Annotated in this window: 16 protein-coding genes; 2 read left to right on the top strand and 14 right to left on the bottom strand. The window is 62.2% G+C overall.

What is annotated here, in order from left to right:
- Positions 1–15: 15 nt before the first annotated feature.
- Both ABDB84_RS11545 and ABDB84_RS11540 read left to right on the top strand, forming a co-directional pair.
- A complete protein-coding gene (locus ABDB84_RS11545; RefSeq protein ID WP_345919881.1) occupies positions 16–414 on the top strand; it encodes an antitoxin Xre/MbcA/ParS toxin-binding domain-containing protein in 399 nt (132 codons plus the stop codon).
- Positions 411–1,127, top strand: a complete 717-nt coding sequence (locus ABDB84_RS11540; RefSeq protein ID WP_345919880.1) for an RES family NAD+ phosphorylase — start codon at positions 411–413, stop codon at positions 1,125–1,127. Before ABDB84_RS11545 ends, ABDB84_RS11540 begins: the two co-directional genes overlap by 4 nt.
- Positions 1,128–1,176: 49 nt before the next feature.
- Here the strand turns inward: ABDB84_RS11540 and ABDB84_RS11535 are convergent, their stop codons facing one another.
- From ABDB84_RS11535 to deoC, 14 genes are all read right to left on the bottom strand, one after another.
- On the bottom strand, positions 1,177–1,419 hold the full coding sequence (locus tag ABDB84_RS11535; RefSeq protein ID WP_345919879.1) for a hypothetical protein: 243 nt from the start codon (positions 1,417–1,419) through the stop codon (positions 1,177–1,179).
- Positions 1,420–1,795: 376 nt separating this feature from the next.
- Positions 1,796–2,047, bottom strand: a complete 252-nt coding sequence (locus ABDB84_RS11530) for a hypothetical protein (RefSeq protein ID WP_345919878.1) — start codon at positions 2,045–2,047, stop codon at positions 1,796–1,798.
- Between the two features lie 328 nt (positions 2,048–2,375).
- A complete protein-coding gene (locus ABDB84_RS11525) occupies positions 2,376–3,371 on the bottom strand; it encodes a DUF2971 domain-containing protein (RefSeq protein WP_345919877.1) in 996 nt (331 codons plus the stop codon).
- 79 nt (positions 3,372–3,450) lie between these two features.
- On the bottom strand, positions 3,451–4,806 hold the full coding sequence (locus ABDB84_RS11520) for an esterase-like activity of phytase family protein (protein ID WP_345919876.1): 1,356 nt from the start codon (positions 4,804–4,806) through the stop codon (positions 3,451–3,453).
- A gap of 231 nt (positions 4,807–5,037) precedes the next feature.
- Positions 5,038–7,692: an ExeM/NucH family extracellular endonuclease gene (locus ABDB84_RS11515; protein WP_345919875.1), complete on the bottom strand. Its 2,655-nt coding sequence runs from the start codon at positions 7,690–7,692 to the stop codon at positions 5,038–5,040.
- 227 nt (positions 7,693–7,919) lie between these two features.
- Positions 7,920–10,697, bottom strand: a complete 2,778-nt coding sequence (locus tag ABDB84_RS11510; protein WP_345919874.1) for a S1/P1 nuclease — start codon at positions 10,695–10,697, stop codon at positions 7,920–7,922.
- 14 nt (positions 10,698–10,711) lie between these two features.
- Complete coding sequence (locus ABDB84_RS11505) at positions 10,712–11,350, bottom strand: MotA/TolQ/ExbB proton channel family protein (RefSeq protein ID WP_345919873.1); 639 nt, start codon at positions 11,348–11,350, stop codon at positions 10,712–10,714.
- 25 nt (positions 11,351–11,375) lie between these two features.
- The gene (locus tag ABDB84_RS11500) at positions 11,376–13,688 is read right to left on the bottom strand and encodes a TonB-dependent receptor (RefSeq protein WP_345919872.1); all 2,313 of its coding nucleotides are present in this window, start codon (positions 13,686–13,688) and stop codon (positions 11,376–11,378) included.
- Positions 13,689–13,747: 59 nt separating this feature from the next.
- A complete protein-coding gene (locus ABDB84_RS11495; RefSeq protein WP_345919871.1) occupies positions 13,748–14,458 on the bottom strand; it encodes an energy transducer TonB in 711 nt (236 codons plus the stop codon).
- The gene (locus ABDB84_RS11490) at positions 14,458–14,871 is read right to left on the bottom strand and encodes an ExbD/TolR family protein (RefSeq protein ID WP_345919870.1); all 414 of its coding nucleotides are present in this window, start codon (positions 14,869–14,871) and stop codon (positions 14,458–14,460) included. Before ABDB84_RS11490 ends, ABDB84_RS11495 begins: the two co-directional genes overlap by 1 nt.
- A gap of 21 nt (positions 14,872–14,892) precedes the next feature.
- Positions 14,893–15,249 carry a hypothetical protein gene (locus ABDB84_RS11485; protein ID WP_345919869.1) on the bottom strand — a complete coding sequence of 119 codons (357 nt, stop codon included), beginning with the start codon at positions 15,247–15,249 and terminating at the stop codon, positions 14,893–14,895.
- Positions 15,250–15,267: 18 nt separating this feature from the next.
- Positions 15,268–16,497, bottom strand: coding sequence for a phosphopentomutase (locus ABDB84_RS11480; protein WP_345919868.1), 1,230 nt, complete (start codon positions 16,495–16,497; stop codon positions 15,268–15,270).
- A 1-nt stretch (position 16,498) separates the two neighbouring features.
- The gene (gene deoA, locus ABDB84_RS11475; RefSeq protein ID WP_345919867.1) at positions 16,499–17,830 is read right to left on the bottom strand and encodes a thymidine phosphorylase; all 1,332 of its coding nucleotides are present in this window, start codon (positions 17,828–17,830) and stop codon (positions 16,499–16,501) included.
- A gap of 1 nt (position 17,831) precedes the next feature.
- On the bottom strand, positions 17,832–18,611 hold the full coding sequence (deoC, locus tag ABDB84_RS11470) for a deoxyribose-phosphate aldolase (RefSeq protein WP_345919866.1): 780 nt from the start codon (positions 18,609–18,611) through the stop codon (positions 17,832–17,834).
- Positions 18,612–18,626: the final 15 nt, after the last annotated feature.

Genomic DNA, 18,626 nt, shown 5'->3' with positions numbered 1-18,626 from the left:
CAAAAGGAGCTTGCCATGTTTGCCGTCCCGACGCCTGTTCGTGAATCGCCTGAAGAAGATCGCAGCTCGCTGGCCAAGATGCTGATGACGCTGTTCGAGCATTGGCAGCTGAGCACCGAGGAGCAGCTTGACGCGCTGGGCATGTCGCCGACCAATCGTGCCGCGCTCACGCGCTACCGCAAGGGTGAGCCGCTGGCCAATAGCCGCGACACGCTGGAGCGCGCCGGCCACCTGCTGGGCATCCACAAGAATCTGCGCCTGATGTTCCCGCACAATCGCGATTTGGCGTATGCGTGGATGAAGCGTCGCAATCGCGCTTTCGAGAACCTGTCCCCGATCGATGTCATTCGCGGCTACGGTTTCGTCGGTCTGCTCATGGTGCGGAGCTATCTGGACCGGGCGCGCGGTCAATGATCGAAGCGCTGATCAGCCAGGCGCAGCTGAGCAATGTGGCCGCTGAGACCCTGCGCAACATCGTCTCGCTGCGTGTTTCGCAGGATCTGTTTGACGATCTGTCCGCCGACCCCGCCGCGCGCGCCGCAGCGGAGCGCCTGGAGCTGCAGGTCAAGCCGAGCGCTTTCGAGTCGCATCTGCCCATCATCGACCGCCCCTTCGAGGAAGGCGCGTATTTCAACGCCATCGACTTCCCGTTCCAGAATTGGTCCACGAGCCGCTATTCCGATGGGCGCTTCGGCGTCTGGTATGGCGCGGATTCGATGGAAACCACGGTCTGGGAAACCGTCCATCATTGGCGCAACTTCCTTGCCGATGCGGACAATCTGCAAGCCGGCGCGCGCATTGAACGCAAGGTCTACGCCGTGCACTGCGAGGCTGCGCTGATTGACCTGCGACAGCTGGTCAGCAGCTTCAGCAGCCTGGTTCATCCCAGCGACTATTCCCTGTGCCAGCAACTGGGCAGCAAGCTGCACCGAGAGGGCCACCCCGGCCTCATCACGCAGTCTGCGCGCTGCGCGGGAGATGTCTTCGTGATTCTCAACCGGCAGGTACTCTCAGCGCCGCGCCAGCTGTGCTACCTCAGTTACATCAGTAGCGAGGACGGCATCGTCGTTGAGCGGGAGCCCGGCACGCCGTGGCTCCACATCCCGCCGCTGGCCGAAGGCGATTAATTCAGGCCGGGCGGGTGCTTGCGGCTCATGCCGCCATGACAGCACAAGCTCAAACCACCGAGATGAGCACGCGTTCCTTCTTCTGGTGATCGACAACTTCCAGAATCTGCCCCGAAATCTCGCCCGACTTGGCGGCCTGGATCACTTCCTGGAGATTGATGCCTTGCGCCTCCATGGCCTGGAAAGCGCTCCGGGGAATCAGCTTCGCTGCAATCGTCAGCACCACCAGCGGAATTCTGACCGTGGTTTCGGGTTTGTCGTCCTCAAAGGTATCAATAAGCAAGCTAGCCATGGCTTTTCCCTATGTGTGTGCGTCGATTGTGTGCTTGTCTTCGATTATTCGATGTTTGCGAGAGCGATGGTTTGCGGAGGGTCAGGCTTTGCGTGCGTACTCGACAAGGCTTACGAGCTTGGTTGCTGGTGTGCTTTCAAGAAAAAAAGCTTCACCGCAAAGGCGCAAAGGAAAAGCGAAGGGCCGCGAAGGTTTATGTTTAAGCGAAGGTTCGGATTTGTAGGGCGGAACTCCGCAGGAGGTTCCGCCAGCCGCCCATAGGGCGGCCATCGGCATCAGACTACGCGAGGCTGGATTGGCGGAACCGCTTTGCATTCCGCCCTTGTGGAGCGGTGTTCCGGGGTATGCGGTACTTGCTTGCCAGGTGCAAGTGGTTTTAAATAAAACTTATAACAATAATGAATGTAGATAATATGAATGCTAGGGCGAGTAAAGTTCTACGAGCAGACTTTTGCGATTTTTCGGCATTGGCTTGAAATATTTCTGCTCGCTCTTGTAAGTTGTTTGCCCTCTCAATATGTGCGTTTTGTCGTTCAAGTGATTCTTGCTGTCGTTGAAGCGAGAGTTCTTGGTTGGCTATTATTTTATCGAGGCGTGATATTACTTTTTGTCGATACTCGTCATCCATTTTGTACTCCATGTTCTACGTTTTCATGACTAATAGTACGGACGGATGGGTAAGGCGCGAAATTACCTGGACGTCCGCTTTGGCTTTGCGATGTGAGGGGCTTTCGCTGGCCGCCAACACTAATACAAATATCACTCAATCTTTGCATGGTATTGCGATGTCGCTACGCTGCTCGGACAGCAAGCAGCGCCAGTAGGTCGGAAAAGCCGCAGGCGCCTTCCGACGTTGGTGTCGTTCAATTCACGCCATCGCCACAAATAAACCCCGAACGTCGGAAGGCGCTTCGCTTTTCCGACCTACGATTTTGGGGCGTATTCCGGGCTACTTGCTAAAACTTGTACGCATCAAGCAGATCTTCGCAGTTGTTTAAGAGGTTAGATCTTGACACTATGCTTTCGTTAATGTTGCTCCACCGACAAATTGTATGGATGCTCCGCTCTGTTGTTTTGTCAGCGAATGGTGAAATCACAATTGCCCCCAAAAGACTACCTACATTGATTTCCAAATTTGTAGGTGCGGGCTCATGCAACTCCAGGGGCTTACGCTCACGGGTAATGTACATTCTGACCTCGTTTTCATGAGAATAAGCAGTTCGCTTTAACATTCCAATAATGTGTCCATCTTCTGTTACACAGTCTGCCGGTTTTAGATCATTTTTTGAAAAATCGATGTATTTAACAGCGCCTATATGGACCGTATGGCTTTGAGTGTTGCTGATAAGTGCAGTTTTTATAGCGCCTACAGTTGTCTTTATTGCAAGCCCGTTCCGTGAGTAGAGGCTCCACATGCCTTCCGATTCATGCTCGCTTTTGTACCAGCAGTTGACCATTAATGTAAGTGCAATATTTTTATAGAGGCTCTTCATTGATGGGATTGAGGACTCTGCGTTCTCCATCGCCCGCAGGAGGTTTTGGCGTGTCTGTTCTGGTAAGTTTGTTGCTGCTCGGATCGATAGTATTTGCTGCTCGCGCCAATTATTGGATAAAGCTGCGAACGCATCCATAGCCACTCGGGGCACATATCCTTCGAATGGATCTGTCTTTTCGTACCACGCGAGTGGGGAAAAGAAGAGAGTTTTAGAGTCAACTAAGTCAATAAATTTTTCCAGCGATAGATATCTCCATAGAACATCTGTGTCTTTCAAGCTTTTTCCTACGTGAAGGGTCGCCATTTCATTCCTTTTGTTCGTTGCACGTAGGGTAATGTAATAAGCGTAAGCGTAAGCGCATTGCACCGTATATTGTGCGCTTACCTGCGAGCGAGCTTTCCACAAACATTCGGTGCAATGCGCTTCGCTTATTGCACCCATAATTGGAATGATCATGCCATATCCATGACGCACGCGGACAGCACAAAAAGCAAACGCCCCATTCGGGGCGTTTGCTTTTGGGGGGCTGGGGCGCTCAGGGTTGGAAGCTGAGGCCTTGGCGCAGCTTGAAGGGTTGGAATTTGGGTAGGGCGCCGGGTTTGATGGCGAAGGCGAAGATGTAGTTGGGGAAGCTGTCGGCGAAGTCGTTGTCGTTGGTGGCGAGCAGCAGGTGGCGGCCGTCGGGCAGGTCGGGGCCGAAGGCGTAGCCTTCGATCTTGTCGGGCAGGCCCTCGGCCGTGGTGTAGGGATTGGCGGCGTTGAGCAGCTTGCCGATGTCGGCAAACAGGGTTTTCTGCAGCGGCACGAGTTCGCTGGCGGCGCCATCGGCGGGCAGTTTGTCGATCTGGCTGATGTCGCTGGGCGCGGGGTTCTGCTGGAGGTCGATGAAGTAGAGCAGCTTGCTGCCCTTGGCGCCGGGCGTGCCGTCGCGTTCATTGACGAGGAACTGGTGATCGTTGATGGCCAGCACTTCGCTGATGGCGAGCTTGGTGGAGTCGCAGACGTAGATGAACTGGCGCGGCGCTTTGTTCGGCTGGCTGAGGTCGTAGACCAGGAAGCGCGTCTTGCGGCTGCTCATGCCGCCGTCTTGCACGAGGGCGCTTTGCAGGGCGACCAGCAGGGTTTTGCCGTCCGGGCTGATGGCCAGGCCTTCGGCGCCGCGATTGGTGTAGCGCCCGCTGCGGTTGTTGTCCGGCTTCATTTCTTCGGCCAGGGTTTGTGCGGGTTTGGCGAGCAGGAAGGCGGGCGGAAGATCGAGCTTGCCGATGCGCTTGCCGCGCTGGTCGAAATGGTAGACGACCGGGCCGTATTCGTCGGAGATCCACACCGTGCCGTCGGGCGCGACGCGGATGCCTTCGGGGTCCAGACGCAGGTTCTGGTTCGGGTCGGCCTGGGTGAAGGCGGAGGAGATGCCGACAAAGTTCTGCCCGGCTTCGTTCTTCAGCAGCGCGGTGCCGACCAGCTTGGCTTCGACCCGCCAGCGGTTGCCGGCGGGGGCGACGTCGATATCGACGATCTGGAAGCGGTTCGGGTAGCTGGTGGTGAAGTCAAAGGCATTGCCACCAGCGTACTGATATTTGTTGGGGCCGCGGTCTTCCATCGCCAGGTAGCGCTGGCCGAAGCCGGTGTAGGCGATGCCGGAGCCGAAGCCGTCGAAGGCATCGCGATAGCTCTTGCCGTCTTCGAGCAAGGTGTGCGGCAGGCCGGATTTGTCCGCCACCGCGCGCGAGCCGCCGGGAATCGCCGCCGCGCCGAGAAACACCACATCGCCTTCGCTGAAGACCGGCGGTGCATACGGTGTCGGCGTCGTGGCGCAGCTGGCCAGGAGCCAGGGCAGGAGGATCAGGCTGAGCCGGGACGGGCGGGAGAGGGCTTGGGCGAGCGGGTGCATGGGCGAGACCTGCGGCGGTGACGGGTGAATGTGAACACACCCTAATACAGAATTGTTACAGCACGGCGATGAGGTACCGGCCGGCCGCAGCCTTGTTGGCTGGGGAGCGGACAAAAAAAACGCCAGCTTGCGCTGGCGTTGAAAGCTTGATGTGGGGACGACCGGGGTCGGTTCTTCGTGCATGCCGTGCCGGATCGGGAGCCCCACTCGCCGATCAGGCGCGGCAATATTTCAGCGGCTTCCCAGTCCGCTGAAGGTGTCGACGTCATAGACGTCCCACTCGGTGGCGACATCCCAGGACGAGCCGGGGATCGAACCCTTGGTGACGCTGCTCTTGCGGCGCAGGGTTTTGTCCAGCGTGGTGACACTGCCACTGGTCCAGGCGGTGCCCGGATCGGTGCCGACCACGCCGATACCGTCGATGATATTGCCGCTCTTCTCCAGCGTGAGGGCATCGTCACCATTGAAGGCGGTCACGGTCGTCGTGCTGATCGTGCCGGTCGGGAAGGTGAAGCCGGTGAAGGTGCCACTGGTGTGGCGGATCACCAGCGTGCCGCCGGCGGCCAGGGTGCCCGTGAGGGTGAGGCTGCCGGTGGAGGTGCTGGCGCCGTTGGCATAGATGCGCACGGTGTACAGCGAGAGGTCGGCGGCGGCGCTGGTCGGGTTGTAGATCTCGATCGCCTTGTTGTTGCTGGTGCCTTCGACGTACTCGCTGAAGAACAGGTCTTGCGTCGTGGTGGTACCGCCGCTGGCCGGGGCCGAGACCTTGATGCTGCCGCTCCGGGTGGCCGAGGTGCCGCTGCCGGTGAGGCTCAGCGTGATCGTGTAGGTGCCGACCGTGGTGTAGGTGTGGCTGGCGCTGGTGGCGGTCAGGGCGAGGCTTTCGGTCGTGCCATCGCCCCAGTTCACCGACAGTGCCGTGCCATTGCTGGCCGACAGGTTGGTGATGCTGACGGCGGTGCCGGAGGTGGCCGTGCTGGGCAGGGTGGCGCTCAGGGTGGTCACGTTGGCGGCGCTATCGGCGCTGAGGTTGAGGCCTACGATCACCGGGTCGTGGTCCGAGGAGCGATACGGCGTGGCGGCGTAGCGATCATCGGTCTTGCTGGTGCTGACCGTGTAATCGATGATCTCCGGCTCTTCGGCGTTGATGTGCCAGACCGTCATCGCATTGACCTGGCTGCTCAGCGAGGGGGTCACGAAGGCGTGGTCCAGCGCACCGGTCTGGCCGCTGAAGACGTAGCTGTAGCGCGCCGTTCCCGCCAGGCGGCGGTGCAGGGCCTCGAAACCGGCGGCTTCGAGCACGGCCAGCGGGTCTTCGTTGAGGTAGGCGTTGAAGTCGCCGACCATGATCGCATCCGACTCGCCGGAACTGCTGGTGAGCGTATTGACCCAGTCGCGCAGGGCTTGTGCCTGCAGGGTGCGCGAGGCGTTCCAGCAGCCCTGGCCGTAGTCGGCATCGGTGCTGGTGCTGCTGCTCGGGCAGGAGCCCTTGCTCTTCAAGTGGTTGGCCACCATCCAGAAGCCGCCGTTGTTGCTGACCGCCTGGAAGCGCTGTGCCAGCGAGGGACGCAGACCGCTGCTGACGGTGAAGCGGCTGTCGCTGATCACCTGCACATTGCCGATGGCTTTGACCTTGGCGGGTTTGTAGATGAAGCCTTCGATGATTTCATCGTCGCCCGGGGTGCCGACATCGACATAGCTGTAGGTGCCCGCGCCGACGCTGTCATTGAGCGCGCTCACCAGGTTGGCGATGCTGGTGCCGCCGTCGTTCTGTACTTCCATCAAGGCCAGCACATCGGCATTGATGCCGCTGATGGCGGCGACCAGCTTGGCGCGCTGACGGGTGAATTCCGTTGCGCTGGTGGCACCACGGCTGCCCAGGGTGACAAAGAAGTTCTCGACGTTGAAATGCCCGACGCGCAGCGTGCCGCCGACATCGGTCGGCGCCGTCGTACGCGGATTGCTGGCGGTGAAGCTGGGCGTGCTGGTCGGGTGCACGCGCCAGGCGGCCGAGCTCCAGGTCAGCGGGCCGGCGACATTGCTGACCGTATCGCCGACGCGGCGCGTGCCGCTGCTATCGCTGGCGCTCATGTAGGGAATCGGGTTCGGGTAGCTGCTGGTGCTGCCGTCGTCGAGGATGATCTGGTTGAGGGCATTGGCCGCCTTGGTCGAACTGGCGGATGAGGCGCTGGCCGTCGGGTGGTTGTAGGGCTCGTAGAGGCGGCCATTGGCCGACAGGGTGAGATTGCCGTAGTGACCCAGATCGGTCACCGAGGTGACGGTGAGGGTCTGGCTGAAGTTCACCAGCATGCCTTCGTAGGCTTCCAGCGCGTCGGCACTGGCCAGCGGCAGGCTCAGCGTGGTCGGCGTGATGCTCGGGCCGACGCCGCAACGCGTGGTGGCGGTGAGGGTGGTCAGCTCGGTCAGGCTGCGCGTTTCGCCACTGGGTTTGTACTCGGCAATGGTGCCTTCGACCTGCACGTAATCACCGACGGCGATGCTGGCGGTATTGCTGGGCGAATAGACGAACAGGCCTTCCGAGGTCAGCGCATTGCTGTCGGCCACCGGCTGCTGGATGAAAAAGCCCTTGAGCTGGTTGTCGGCACGGAAGTCGCCGGTGACCACGCCGCGCACGGCGACGGTCTGGCCGGAGAGCGGGCTGGTGTCGGTCGTGCCTTGAACGGCGGTGATGTCATAGAGGGTATTGGTCGGCGCGCTGCAGCTGGGCAGGCTGACGCTGCTGGAGCTTGCGCTGCCGCTTGCTGCGCTGGCTGTGGTGGAGGTGGAGGAGTCACTGCTGCCACTGCAGGCGCTGAGCGTGCTCAGGGCCAGGGCTAACAGGTACAGCTTGAATTGCGGTGTCTGGGGGTGCGATCTGCTAAGCATGATTCTCTCTGCTGCTGAATGCGTTGCTATCGTGCTGACGGCGTGTTGGCCGGCGGCGCTGGTGGTTCAGATGGCGCGATCAGGCGCGGGCGGTATGGTTTTCAAGAGACGAACGCTCTCCTTTCCAGCGCGGAACGCTGAAATCTACGGACGGGGCAGGGGGAAGGTGGTTGCGGGCCGCCGCCAGGGCGGCCCGTGTGCTGTGTGGCCCGCTGGGCCGGCGACGCTCAGGGGGAGCGCGTTGCGCGGGCTTGCGGTTCAGGTTGCAGGATCTGGCTGTCGTCCTTGAGGCTGGGCAGCATGTAGCTGAGCAGGGCGTCCAGATCCTGCCCGATGGTTTGCGGCTGGCGACCTTCGCGGAAGATCGTGAAGCCGTCGCCACCGGCGGCGAGGAAATTGTTGGTGACGACGCGGTAATCGCGGCTCGGCTCGATCGGCTGGCCGTTCAGGCGCGCATCGCTGACGCGCTGGCCGTAGGCTGCGTCGGCATGCCAGACGTAGCTGAAGCCTTGCGAGGGTTGCAGGAAGCGCGGCGAGACCAGGTTCGGCGTTTGCTGCTGTTCGAGCAGGGCGATCAGCTGGCTGCCGGAGAGCTTGAGCACCACCAGATCATTGCCGAAAGGCTGCATGGAGAAGACCTGACCGAAATTGACGGTGCAGGGCGGTGCTGCGCAGAGCAGATCGCTGCGCACGCCACCTTCATTCATCATCGCCAGTTCGGCGCCGCCCTTGGCGGGGTCGCGGGTGGCGGCCAGCATGGCGTCGGCAATCAGGCGGCCGGCGGTGCTGTCGGTGCGCGTGGGGCTGGAGCGGACGAAGGGCCCGGCGATGCGGCCAATCGGGCGCTGCGTGGTACCCGCCACCTGGGCGGCATAGGCGGCGATTTCCTTGGCGACCTGGCTGTCGGACTGATTGTCGAGCACGGCTGCGCTGTAGGCCGGCGGCAGCAGGCGGGCCATTTGCAGGCGTTGCAGGCGATTGCTGCGCTCGTTGAGCACCGGCAGATTGGCGGAGATGAGGTGCGCGCGGTCGATGCGGCCGCTCTTGCGATCGAGTTGCAGGTCGACCACCGAGAGGCCACGGCCATAGCTGGTGGCCTGCATCACCATGCGGCCATCGATCAGGCAGCGATAGCCCTGGTGGGTGTGCGCGGTGAGGATCAGATCCACCGCCGGACCAATCTTCTTGACGATGTCGAACACCGCGCCACGCGCTTGCGGGCAGCTGCTGTCGTTCCAGTCAGCGGGTTGATCGGCGCTGCCGATCTCGCCACCTTCATGGATCATCGCGACGATGGCATGCACGCCGCGCTTTTGCAGCAGCTTGGCGGTGCGGTTGATGGTTTCGGCTTCCTCGGCAAACTCCAGGCCCTGGACCGAGGTGGGAATCACGATGCTCGGTGTTTCGCGGGTGACCACGCCGATGAAGCCCACCGGCACACCGCCCACACGACGGATTGCATAGGGCGCGAAGATCGGTTTCTTGCTGCCGGCTTTGAGCACATTGGCACCCAGTAGGGGGAAGCGCATGCCGGCGAATTTTTGCATCGCACAGGACTGGGTGACGGCGCCCGGCGGGTTGGTGGCGCAACCGCCTTTTTCGAGGCGCTTGAGTTCTTCAAGGCCGGCATCGAATTCGTGATTGCCGAGGATGCCGACATCGACACCCAGTTCGTTCATCAGCGTAATGGTGCTCTCGTGACGGAACAGGGTGGAGATCAGCGGCGAAGCGCCGAACAGGTCGCCCGATGAGAGCAGCAGGCTGTTCGGGGCATCCTTGCGCAGGCTCTTGACCAGGCCGCTGAGCGCCGGCAGGCCACCCGCCGGAATGCGCTGGCGCTGCGCCTGTGGCTCCAGCGGATCGCTCCAGGGGAGGTTGAGCTCGGCCGGTTCCAGATTGCCGTGGAAGTCGTTGAAGGCGATCAGGCGTAGCGGAATTTTGCCGCGCGGGCTGCTCGTCTTGGCGACCGTAGGTTCGGGCCACACGGCTTGCAGGGCTTGCGCCAGGCGGGCGCCAGCCAGCGCCAGCTCGGCTTGTTTGTAACGCTCGGCACGGGTCTTGTAGGCATCGTCAAAGCCGGCGACGATCTGCCAGTTGGGGTTGCCGTACTTGTCTTCCGTTCGCGGGCCGAAGCGCAGCGGGCTGTAGGCGGCTTTGGCGCTTTGCACCACTTCGCTGGCCCACTGCGTGGACCAGTCGAGCGGATTGCCGGGGCTCTTGGCGACCAGGCGGGCGCGGGAGAGGGTGTCGGCAAAGGCGCTGCCGCTCACTTCATAGGCGCTCGGTACGGCGTCCCAGAAGGCATGCAGACGCTGGTCTTTGATCAAGGTGTTGTTGCCACCTTCACTGCTGGTCTTCGGATCAAAGCCTTGTTTGTCGGGGTCGACGGGTTTGCCGTCGGCGTCGAGGTAGATCGATTCAACATGCAGCGGTTGATGCAGGTCGCCAACGAAGTGGCTGAGCAGCATCAGCGCTTCGCGCTTGTCGGCGATCTGGAAGGGCGCCGGCGCGCTCTGGCCTTGCAGCACGCCGATCATCACGCGGACTGCCTGCACCACGTCGTAGGGCTTGGCGCCTGCGTAGCGCACATCGTATTGCTCGCGCAGCGGCGACACATCACTGTAGTGGTACTGGCTGTGACACCACTCATTGCCATGAGCGGTGCCACACTGGGTCCAGTTGGCCTTGACGTAGGCGATCATGCGCGCCTGCTCGGCAGGCGAGGCAAAGGGCGCGCACTCAGGCCGTTGCGAGTTGGGTTTGAAACTGAAATTGACACCGTCTGCAGACGTCACCGTCTTGACACAGTCTGCCCACACCGAGACCTGTTCCAGGCTGAGGTCACCAAGGGTCTGGCGGACCATCTTGCCGGCATAGGTGCCTTCGAGCATGCGATCAGCGATAGCGCCAATCGTATGGTGTCCCGGCGCATGCCAGGCCTGGGCAAGAGGACTCAGCGCGGACAGCAGCAGCAAGCTGGCGATACGTATGCAGCGGTTTTTCATGTTCAGTACATCCCTCAGGCGGCTGCCTGCTCCAGAGACTTCAGTTTCGGTTGCTCGTTGCGCGCGATCTCGGTGGCGCCGGCCGCTGCTTGACGCAGGGCCAGTACCTTGAGCTGCTCATTGACGCGCTCCACACGTTCCATGAAGTAGTTGTGGAACACCAGGCAGAAGGCAGCGATACCGATACCCGCAGCGGTTGCGAAGAGCGCCGTACCGATGCCGCGGCTGACCGCTTGCGGATCGGAGACGCCTTGCGAGGCCAGGGCATTGAAGGTGTCGATGATACCCAGAATGGTTCCCAGCAGACCGAGCAGGGGCGACAGCGTGATGGTCGTATCGATCAGCCACAGCAGGCGCTTGATGCCTGCCTGCTGCGTCAGATAGAGGGCCTGCACGTTGTTGTCCAGCGCGTCCTTGTCGCCGCCTTGCATGCTGATCACGCCAGCGAGCAGTTGGCCAAAGGGCGAGCTGGAGCTCTTGGCCGCAGCCTGCAGGCCGGCCTTGTCAGACTTGCTGACCAGGTCGGCGAGCAGCTTGCGGTTGCGCTCGATGTAGCCGAAATAGATGAAGCGCTCGATGATGACGCCCACCGCGACGGCCAGCAAGGCCACCATGATGACGAGCACGATTTCGTGTAAGAGATTGAAGTTCATGATGCTGTATTCCTGTTAAGGGTGCTCAGTAGTCGACCTGGAAGGTCATGCTGGTGAAGCGCGGTTCGCCGGTGTAGACACTGGCTGCGCCCGAGATGGAGATGTTCGAACCGCTGCCCAGGCTGCTGATGTAGTACTTCTGATTGGTCAGGTTGCTGACGTTCAGACGCAGGGTCGGGTTCTTGAAGGTGCCGTTGATGTTCTCGGCAATCTTCCAGGCGGCATTGAAATCGAGCAGGGTGTAGCCCTTGAGCTCGGTGTCATTAACCATCGACATGTAGCGCTTGCCGGTGTACTTGGCGGCCAGGTTGAACAGCATCGGGCCGGTGGCGTACTGCGCCGAGGCGGACATCATGTGCTTGGGCGTATCCGGCATTTGCTTGCCGGCGGTGGCGTAGTAGGTCGTCGCGCTGGCCAGCATGTTGGTGTCGATGGTCGACTTCGTGTAGCTCAGGGAGCCAAAGAAGCTCAGACCACGCCAGGGGTTGGTACCGGCTTCCAGCTCCAGACCCTTGATGGTGGAATCGCCAACGTTCCAGTCGTGGGTGATGCCGGCATCCGGGTCAAAGCTCGATGCGATGCGGTTCTTGAAGTTGACGTAGAAGGCCGTGATCGAAGCCTTGTACCAGTCGCCACGGTAGCGCGTACCCAGTTCGTAGTTCCAGGCCGTTTCCTGCTTGACGGTGACCGGTGCAGTGCTCGTCGCGTTGATGGCCAGGTTGCCGAAGGAGAAGTTGCCCGGCGTCTTGAAGTTACGCGTGACACCACCGAACACCTGGGTGCGGTCATTGAGCGTGTAGGAGCTGGTCAGCGAAGGCTGGAACTGGCGATAGCTCTGCTGGATGCGGTAGTAGTAGTTGCCCGAGTAGGAGCCCGAGGAGCCGATGTTGGGGAAGTTCTGGAAGTCACGACGCACTTCCTTCCAGGCCAATGCCGGAGTCACTTGCAGGCGGCTGTCGAGCAGGTCGATGGTGTCTTGCGCAAAGACGCTGTGCGCATTGGTGTAGGTCAGCCAGTCACGGCCCTGGATCGGCGAACCATCGGCCATCTGCAGGATGTCTTGATGCATCCAGGCATTGAACGAACCATCGGTACCCAGGTAGGTGTAGGGCTGGGTCTGACGATGCTTGGCGCGCTCGGCCCAGATGCCGGCCATGATCTTGTGGTTGTCGTAGATCTTGGTGATCTTGGTGGTGATACCGGGACGATTGGTCTCGGTCAGGCTCTCGCGGATGGCGTAGAAGGTGTCGGACTTGTCACCGTCCTTGTTCATGTCCGGAATGCCGCCGTGCACCAGGGTGCTGGCGCTGGCGCTGGTCGAGGTGCTGCTGGTGCCTTCCTTCAGCGAGTACTGGCCCGTCGAGCCGCCGTAGCCGTACCAGTAGTAGGGCTCGATATCCAGGCGCGTGCTGGTGTTCAGCTGCAGCGCGAGCTTGGGCGTGATGAGGAAGTTCTTGAACGGATTGCGGTTGTAGTCGTAGTAGTTCGAGTTGGGCGTGGTGCCGCTACTGAACTGGCGTGCGCTGTAGTCGTAGGTGTAGCCGTTGCCGACCAGGCCGTAGGTGGCCGGCGTGGTGCGCATGAAGTTGTGGTTCATCATCCAGTTGTAGAGCAGGCCCATGCTGGCCTTGGAGCCTTTGCCGAGGTCGTACTCCATCTTGCCGTCGACGTGTTCGCGCTGCGCTTCACCCTCACCGCGCCACTTGTCGGTCGAGGTCTTGGAGTAGGAAATGAAGCCAGAGAAATTGCCGATCTTGCCCGTGTCATAGCGCAGGAAGGTGCGCAGGAAGTCGTGCTGACCGATCGATTGCGAGACGCGGAAGCGACGCTTGGCTTCCGGGCCGCAGCTCTGCATGCCGATGTTGCCGCCCGAGGCGCCGACGTGCGGCGCTTCGGTATCGGTGCCGCCCTGGGTGACGAAAATCTCACAGAGATTTTCCTGGTCGGTCAGCTCCATCGGATAGACCGCGAAGCTGCCCGAGTCATTGACCGGTGCACCATCGACGGTGAAACCCATCTGGTCGCTGTCGAAACCACGCACCCGCAGGGCGCCGCCCCACAAGCCGGTTGCATCGACAGACATGGCATTGACGCCGGCCTGCATGTTCAGTGCCTGGAAGGCATTGCTGGTCGGTCGGGTCTTTTCGAGCTGAGCACGGGTCACCGTGCTCTTGGCCTTGGGCGTGTCTTCATCGATGATCAAGCCGGCGCCGAGCTTGTCGCCTTCGCCGGTGACGGTGATCTTGCCGACATCCGAGCTTTGCTGTGCATGGGCAAAACCGGTGGCCAGAACGGTCAGAACGGCGAGGGTCAGGGGTTTCAGAGTGTGAGTCCGCATGGTGAGCTGCCTTCCAAATTGAAGTCGGGTAAGGAACGAGGGGGGTGGGGTGATGTTGTTCATGTGCCTTCCAGCACATATTCAAGGGATACGACAAAGCGGTGCGTGCTCTCGCCGGCAAAGGCGTCGGCCGGGAAAGCGTTGAAGCGTGCCGTGCGCACGGTACGCAGTGCTTCACGGTCGAGCAGCATGGCTTCGGATGAATTCTCGACACCGGCGTCGACAACCTGGCCGGCGCGGTCGAGCAGCACCCAGACCTTGACCGTGCCGGTCGGACGCTGCTGGCGTGCCTCGCGACTGGTCGGGTAGCGCTTGATGCTGTTCAGGTAGCCACGCAGCTCGGCGATGTAGCGCTCATTGGCCGCCGCCGGTGGCACGGCCTTGGGCGCTGGCGCGGGGGCCGGCGGTGGCGGCGGAGCCGGTTGCGGTTCAGTCTTGGCCACCGGTTGCGCGGGCGCCGGCTGCGCGACGGGTTGCGGTTGCGGCGTCGGCGCTTCGGCCTTTTGCATCGGGGCCGTGGGCGCGGGCGTCGGGCTTGGCGTCGGTTGTGCCTGGGGCTTGGGCGGCGGCGGCGTTTCCGGGCGCGGCGGCTCGGGCGGACGCGGCAGCGGCGGCAGCTCTTCCATGTTGATCGTCACTTCCTCCTTGTGATGCACCAGCAGGGGAGGTGGCGGCATGTACTGCCAGGCACACCACAGCGTCAGCATGAACAGCACAGTGCCGCCCACCGACGCCTGGTCGCGATGCCGGAAGATGTTGTCGAGCAGCATCAGTTCACCCGCTTGGTGGCGAAGGTGATGGATTCGATGCCCTGGGCGCGCAGGGCGTCCATGGCGGTGACGATGTTCTGCCACTGCACGGTCTGATCAGCGCTGACGATGAAGCGCTTGGCGGGATCCTTCTGGTGCGCGGCACGGGCGGCGCCGGCCAGGTCGTCGATCTTCATGCGCTGCGCGTCGACGGCGACATCACCGTCGGCGAGCAGGGTGACGACGATGGGAGGTTCGTCCTGCGTTGCACGGGCGGCGGTCTTGCTGTCCGGCAGATTGGTTTTGAGGCCGAAGGCGGGGATGACGTTGAGGCTGATCAGTACGAAGAAGATCAGCAGGAACATCATCACATCGATCATCGGGATGATTTCGATACGGGCTTTGCGCGGAGGCGATTCTTCAAAGTGCAACATGGTGCTTACCGTTCCATAAAGTTAAGCAAACGTTTGCGCGACAGGCAGGCTGTGGAAACGTTTTGTTTCATTTAGCAATATGCTTGCCACAATCTCTTGCTGTGCATCAAATTTTCGAAATGCCTCATCCGTAATAAGTGCCGCCATCCACACATATCCTTGTTCTGCACGCTCGTTCAGCAAACGTTTGCGAAAAATGCTTAGCAAACATCGATTTATATGCCCTTCAGGTCTATTGCGAAGTGTGCCTGGCCTGTGTTGCAGCAGAGTGAAAGCAGAGCGGAAATGTGTTGCGAATCCTGTCTTGTGCTGTTCGCCCATCGAGACAGGGTGGATGTCTGGTTTCAGCGTGGTGCAGGGCGTCATCTTTTGGTGCATTGCCGACATTCCCTTCACTCACCAAACGGCTTCGCCGTGCGCCAGAGCGGGCATGCCGAGGTGGCGCGCAAAGGTCTGGCCGATGTCGGCAAAGCTGTTGCGCACACCCAGCGCCCGCGCGGCCGGGCAGGCCGGGCCGGCAAACAGCACGGGTACATGTTCGCGGGTGTGATCGCTGCCCGGCCAGCACGGATCGCAGCCATGGTCGGCGCTGAGTGCGAGCAGATCGCCGGGCTGCAGACTATCGAGCAGCTGCGGCAGGAAGGCATCGAAATCACGCAGCGCCTGGGCATAACCGGCGGGGTCGCGGCGATGGCCGTAGAGCATGTCGAAATCGACCAGATTGCTGAACACCAGACCACCGTCGGCACAGTGTTCGAGCGCTTTCAGCGTGGCGGCGCAGAGTGCGGCATTGCCGTCGGCGGCGTGGTGATGACTGATGCCGCGTGCCGCGAAAATATCGCGGATCTTGCCGACGCCGTGCACCTCGCGACCCGCGCGGCTGAGCACATCGAGCAGCGTGTCTTGCGGTGGCGGCGTGGTGTAGTCGTGGCGATTGCCGGTACGCCGATAGCGCTGCGCGCTGCCCGGCGCGGCATCGACAAAGGGGCGGGCGATGACGCGGGCGATATTGAGCGCGTCGAAAATCGTTTTCGCCGCCTCGCAGATCGCGTACAGGCGATCGAGCCCGAAATGCGTTTCGTGGGCGGCGATCTGGAACACGCTGTCACTGCTGGTGTAGCAGATCGGCATACCGCTGTGGATGTGCGCGTCACCGAACTCTTCGATGATCTCGGTGCCGGAGGCGTGACAATTGCCGAGGCTGCCATCCAGATCGCATACATCCAGCCAGCGCTGCATCGGCTCGGCCGGGAAGACGCCGAAGGGCAGACCTTCGGTCGATTCCAGACGCGGGAAATAGCCCCAGTCAAAAGGCACCGGACAGCCCATCAATTCCCAATGGCCGCTTGGCGTGTCCTTGCCGCGGCTCAGTTCGCGCGCCGCGCCCCAGGCGCCAATCGGCGCCGGGTCCTGATTCAAACCCAGCGGCCAGCTACCACTGGCAGCCTGCGCGGCCTGGCTCAGACCCAGACGCGCCAGATTGGGCAGCTGCAAGGGCTGGCCATTTTGGGCGCACCAGCGGGCGATGCTGCCCAGCGTGTTGGCGCCGGCATCGCCGTAGTGCTCGGCGTCCGGCGTGGCACCGAGGCCGAAGGAGTCGAGGACGACGAGAATCGCGCGCGGCATCTCAGCGCTCCCCGCCCAGACGCTGCAGGAGCACGGCTTGCGCGCTGACCAGGCTTGGGCTCAGGCGGATGAGTTGCTGCAAACGTTTGGCTGCCAGCTCGGCTGAGGCCTCGTCGGCGGCGTGAATGACCGCCAGCGCTTCGCCAGCCTCGACACGCGTGCCAATGGCATGCAGATCGCTGAGGCCGACGCGGTGATCGATGCGATCAGTGACCTGGCGACGGCCACCGCCCATCTCGATCAGCAGCAGGCCGATGTCGCGGGTCGCCATCTCGCTGATCCAGCCGCTTTGTTCGGCGCGCAGCACCTTGCGCACGGGCGCGGCGGCGAGGTAGTGATCCGGCTTTTCGACGAAGTCGTGCGGGCCGCCGAGGGCGGCGATCATGCGTGCGAAGTGTTCCAGCGCGCTGCCATTGGCAAGCACGCGGTCGACCTGCAACAGGCCGTCGGCCAGATCATCCGCCAGACCGCCGATGCACAGCAGCTCGGCGCTGAGCGTGCGCGTCACTTCGAGCAGGCGCGGTTCCGCCGCCTCGTTCTTGAGCAGGGCCAGCGCTTCATGCATTTCGAGTGCGTTGCCGCAGCTGCGACCGAGCACCTGGTTCATGTCGGTGATCCAGGCGCGCGTCGGCAGGCCCGCGCCTTCAGCCACTTCAACCAAAGAACGGGCCAGTTCCTGGGCCATGCCCAGATCGGCGGCAAACGCGCCGTTGCCGGTCTTGACGTCCATCACCAGGCCTTGCAGGCCGGCGGCCAGCTTCTTGGAGAGAATGCTGGCGGTGATCAGCGGGATCGATTCGACACAGGCGGTGACATCGCGAATGGCATACAGGCGGCGGTCGGCCGGCGCCAGCTCGGCGGTCTGGCCGATGATCGCGCAGCCGGCGGTGCGCAAGGCCTGGCGCAAGGTGTCGAGCGAAGGCGCGGTCTGGTAGCCGGGAATGCTGTCGAACTTGTCGAGGGTGCCGCCGGTGTGGCCGAGGCCGCGTCCCGAAATCATCGGCACGAAGGCACCACAGGCGGCGAGGATGGGCGCCAGCGGCAAGCTGACCTTGTCACCGACGCCGCCGGTTGAATGCTTGTCGAGGATCGGGCCGGGCAGCGCACTTTGCGCCCACGACAACACTTCGCCCGAATGCATCATGGCACGCGTCAGCGCCACCTTTTCGTCTTGCGCGAGGCCGCGCAGGAAGCAGGCCATGGCCATCGCCGCAGCCTGCGCATCGCTCCAGGACTGATCGACCAGACCGCGCACGAAGTGCTGGATTTCTTCTGCGCTGAGGGTTTGGCCGTCGCGCTTGTGGCGGATGATTTCTTGCGGCAGCAGGCTCATCTCAGTAGGTCCCCGCTGCGGCCGTGCTCTGCGAGGCCTGGCCGGCGAGGACGCGCTCGATGTCGTCGAGCACGCTGCTGGCACCGATGCGAAAGCGGATCGGAGTGATCGCCTCGTCACCGAGCTGGCTGCGCGTCAGCGCAATGTATTCGGCCGCGTCACCCACCGTGCGGATACCGCCGGAAGGCTTGAAGCCCACGCTTTGCCGTGCACCGGCGTCCGCCGCGATGGCGGCAAGCATCAGCTGTGCTGCCTCGTGGGTAGCGCTCACCGGCGTCTTGCCGGTGCTGGTCTTGAGGAAGTCAGCGCCTGCTGCGAGGCTTAGCTGGGCGGCACGGCTGATCAGCGCAGCGCTGCCGAGCATGCCACTCTCGAGGATCACCTTCAGGCTGAGGCCTTTGCTGGCGCGCCGCACGGCACCGAGCAGCTGCGCCACGCTTTTCTCGTCGCCCGCCTGCAGGGCTTGCCAGGGCAGCACCAGATCGACTTCCTGTGCGCCGGCATCAAGGATGGCGTGCGTGTCGCGCACCGCACGTTCGACATCGGTGCTGCCATCGGGGAAATTGGCGACGGCCGCGACGCGGATATTCGCCGGTAGCTCGCGGCGCGCAAAGGCGGCCAGGCGCGGCCACACGCAGACCGCGGCCACCGCGCCGAAGGGGCCTTGCGCACGGGCGCAGAGGCGTGCCACTTCGGCTTCGCCATCGGTGTCGTTGAGGCTGGTCAGATCGAGACAGGCCAGCGCCAGGCGGGCACTGTCCTGCAGGGAGGGTGATGACATGCGGGACTCCATGTT

The sequence above is a fragment of the Uliginosibacterium sediminicola genome, from assembly GCF_039631295.1.
Classification (GTDB): Bacteria; Pseudomonadota; Gammaproteobacteria; order Burkholderiales; family Rhodocyclaceae; genus Viridibacterium; species Viridibacterium sediminicola.
Note: the sequence above shows the minus strand (reverse complement) of the source record. Positions and strands in the feature narration are given on the sequence as shown.

Coding starts and splice junctions, on each gene's coding strand:
- ABDB84_RS11545 (WP_345919881.1), top strand. CDS start 16: ATGTTTGCCGTCCCGACGCCTGTTCGTGAATCGCCTGAAGAAGATCGC.
- ABDB84_RS11540 (WP_345919880.1), top strand. CDS start 411: ATGATCGAAGCGCTGATCAGCCAGGCGCAGCTGAGCAATGTGGCCGCT.
- ABDB84_RS11535 (WP_345919879.1), bottom strand. CDS start 1,419: ATGGCTAGCTTGCTTATTGATACCTTTGAGGACGACAAACCCGAAACC.
- ABDB84_RS11530 (WP_345919878.1), bottom strand. CDS start 2,047: ATGGATGACGAGTATCGACAAAAAGTAATATCACGCCTCGATAAAATA.
- ABDB84_RS11525 (WP_345919877.1), bottom strand. CDS start 3,371: ATGATCATTCCAATTATGGGTGCAATAAGCGAAGCGCATTGCACCGAA.
- ABDB84_RS11520 (WP_345919876.1), bottom strand. CDS start 4,806: ATGCACCCGCTCGCCCAAGCCCTCTCCCGCCCGTCCCGGCTCAGCCTG.
- ABDB84_RS11515 (WP_345919875.1), bottom strand. CDS start 7,692: ATGCTTAGCAGATCGCACCCCCAGACACCGCAATTCAAGCTGTACCTG.
- ABDB84_RS11510 (WP_345919874.1), bottom strand. CDS start 10,697: ATGAAAAACCGCTGCATACGTATCGCCAGCTTGCTGCTGCTGTCCGCG.
- ABDB84_RS11505 (WP_345919873.1), bottom strand. CDS start 11,350: ATGAACTTCAATCTCTTACACGAAATCGTGCTCGTCATCATGGTGGCC.
- ABDB84_RS11500 (WP_345919872.1), bottom strand. CDS start 13,688: ATGCGGACTCACACTCTGAAACCCCTGACCCTCGCCGTTCTGACCGTT.
- ABDB84_RS11495 (WP_345919871.1), bottom strand. CDS start 14,458: ATGCTGCTCGACAACATCTTCCGGCATCGCGACCAGGCGTCGGTGGGC.
- ABDB84_RS11490 (WP_345919870.1), bottom strand. CDS start 14,871: ATGTTGCACTTTGAAGAATCGCCTCCGCGCAAAGCCCGTATCGAAATC.
- ABDB84_RS11485 (WP_345919869.1), bottom strand. CDS start 15,249: ATGCACCAAAAGATGACGCCCTGCACCACGCTGAAACCAGACATCCAC.
- ABDB84_RS11480 (WP_345919868.1), bottom strand. CDS start 16,497: ATGCCGCGCGCGATTCTCGTCGTCCTCGACTCCTTCGGCCTCGGTGCC.
- deoA (WP_345919867.1), bottom strand. CDS start 17,830: ATGAGCCTGCTGCCGCAAGAAATCATCCGCCACAAGCGCGACGGCCAA.
- deoC (WP_345919866.1), bottom strand. CDS start 18,611: ATGTCATCACCCTCCCTGCAGGACAGTGCCCGCCTGGCGCTGGCCTGT.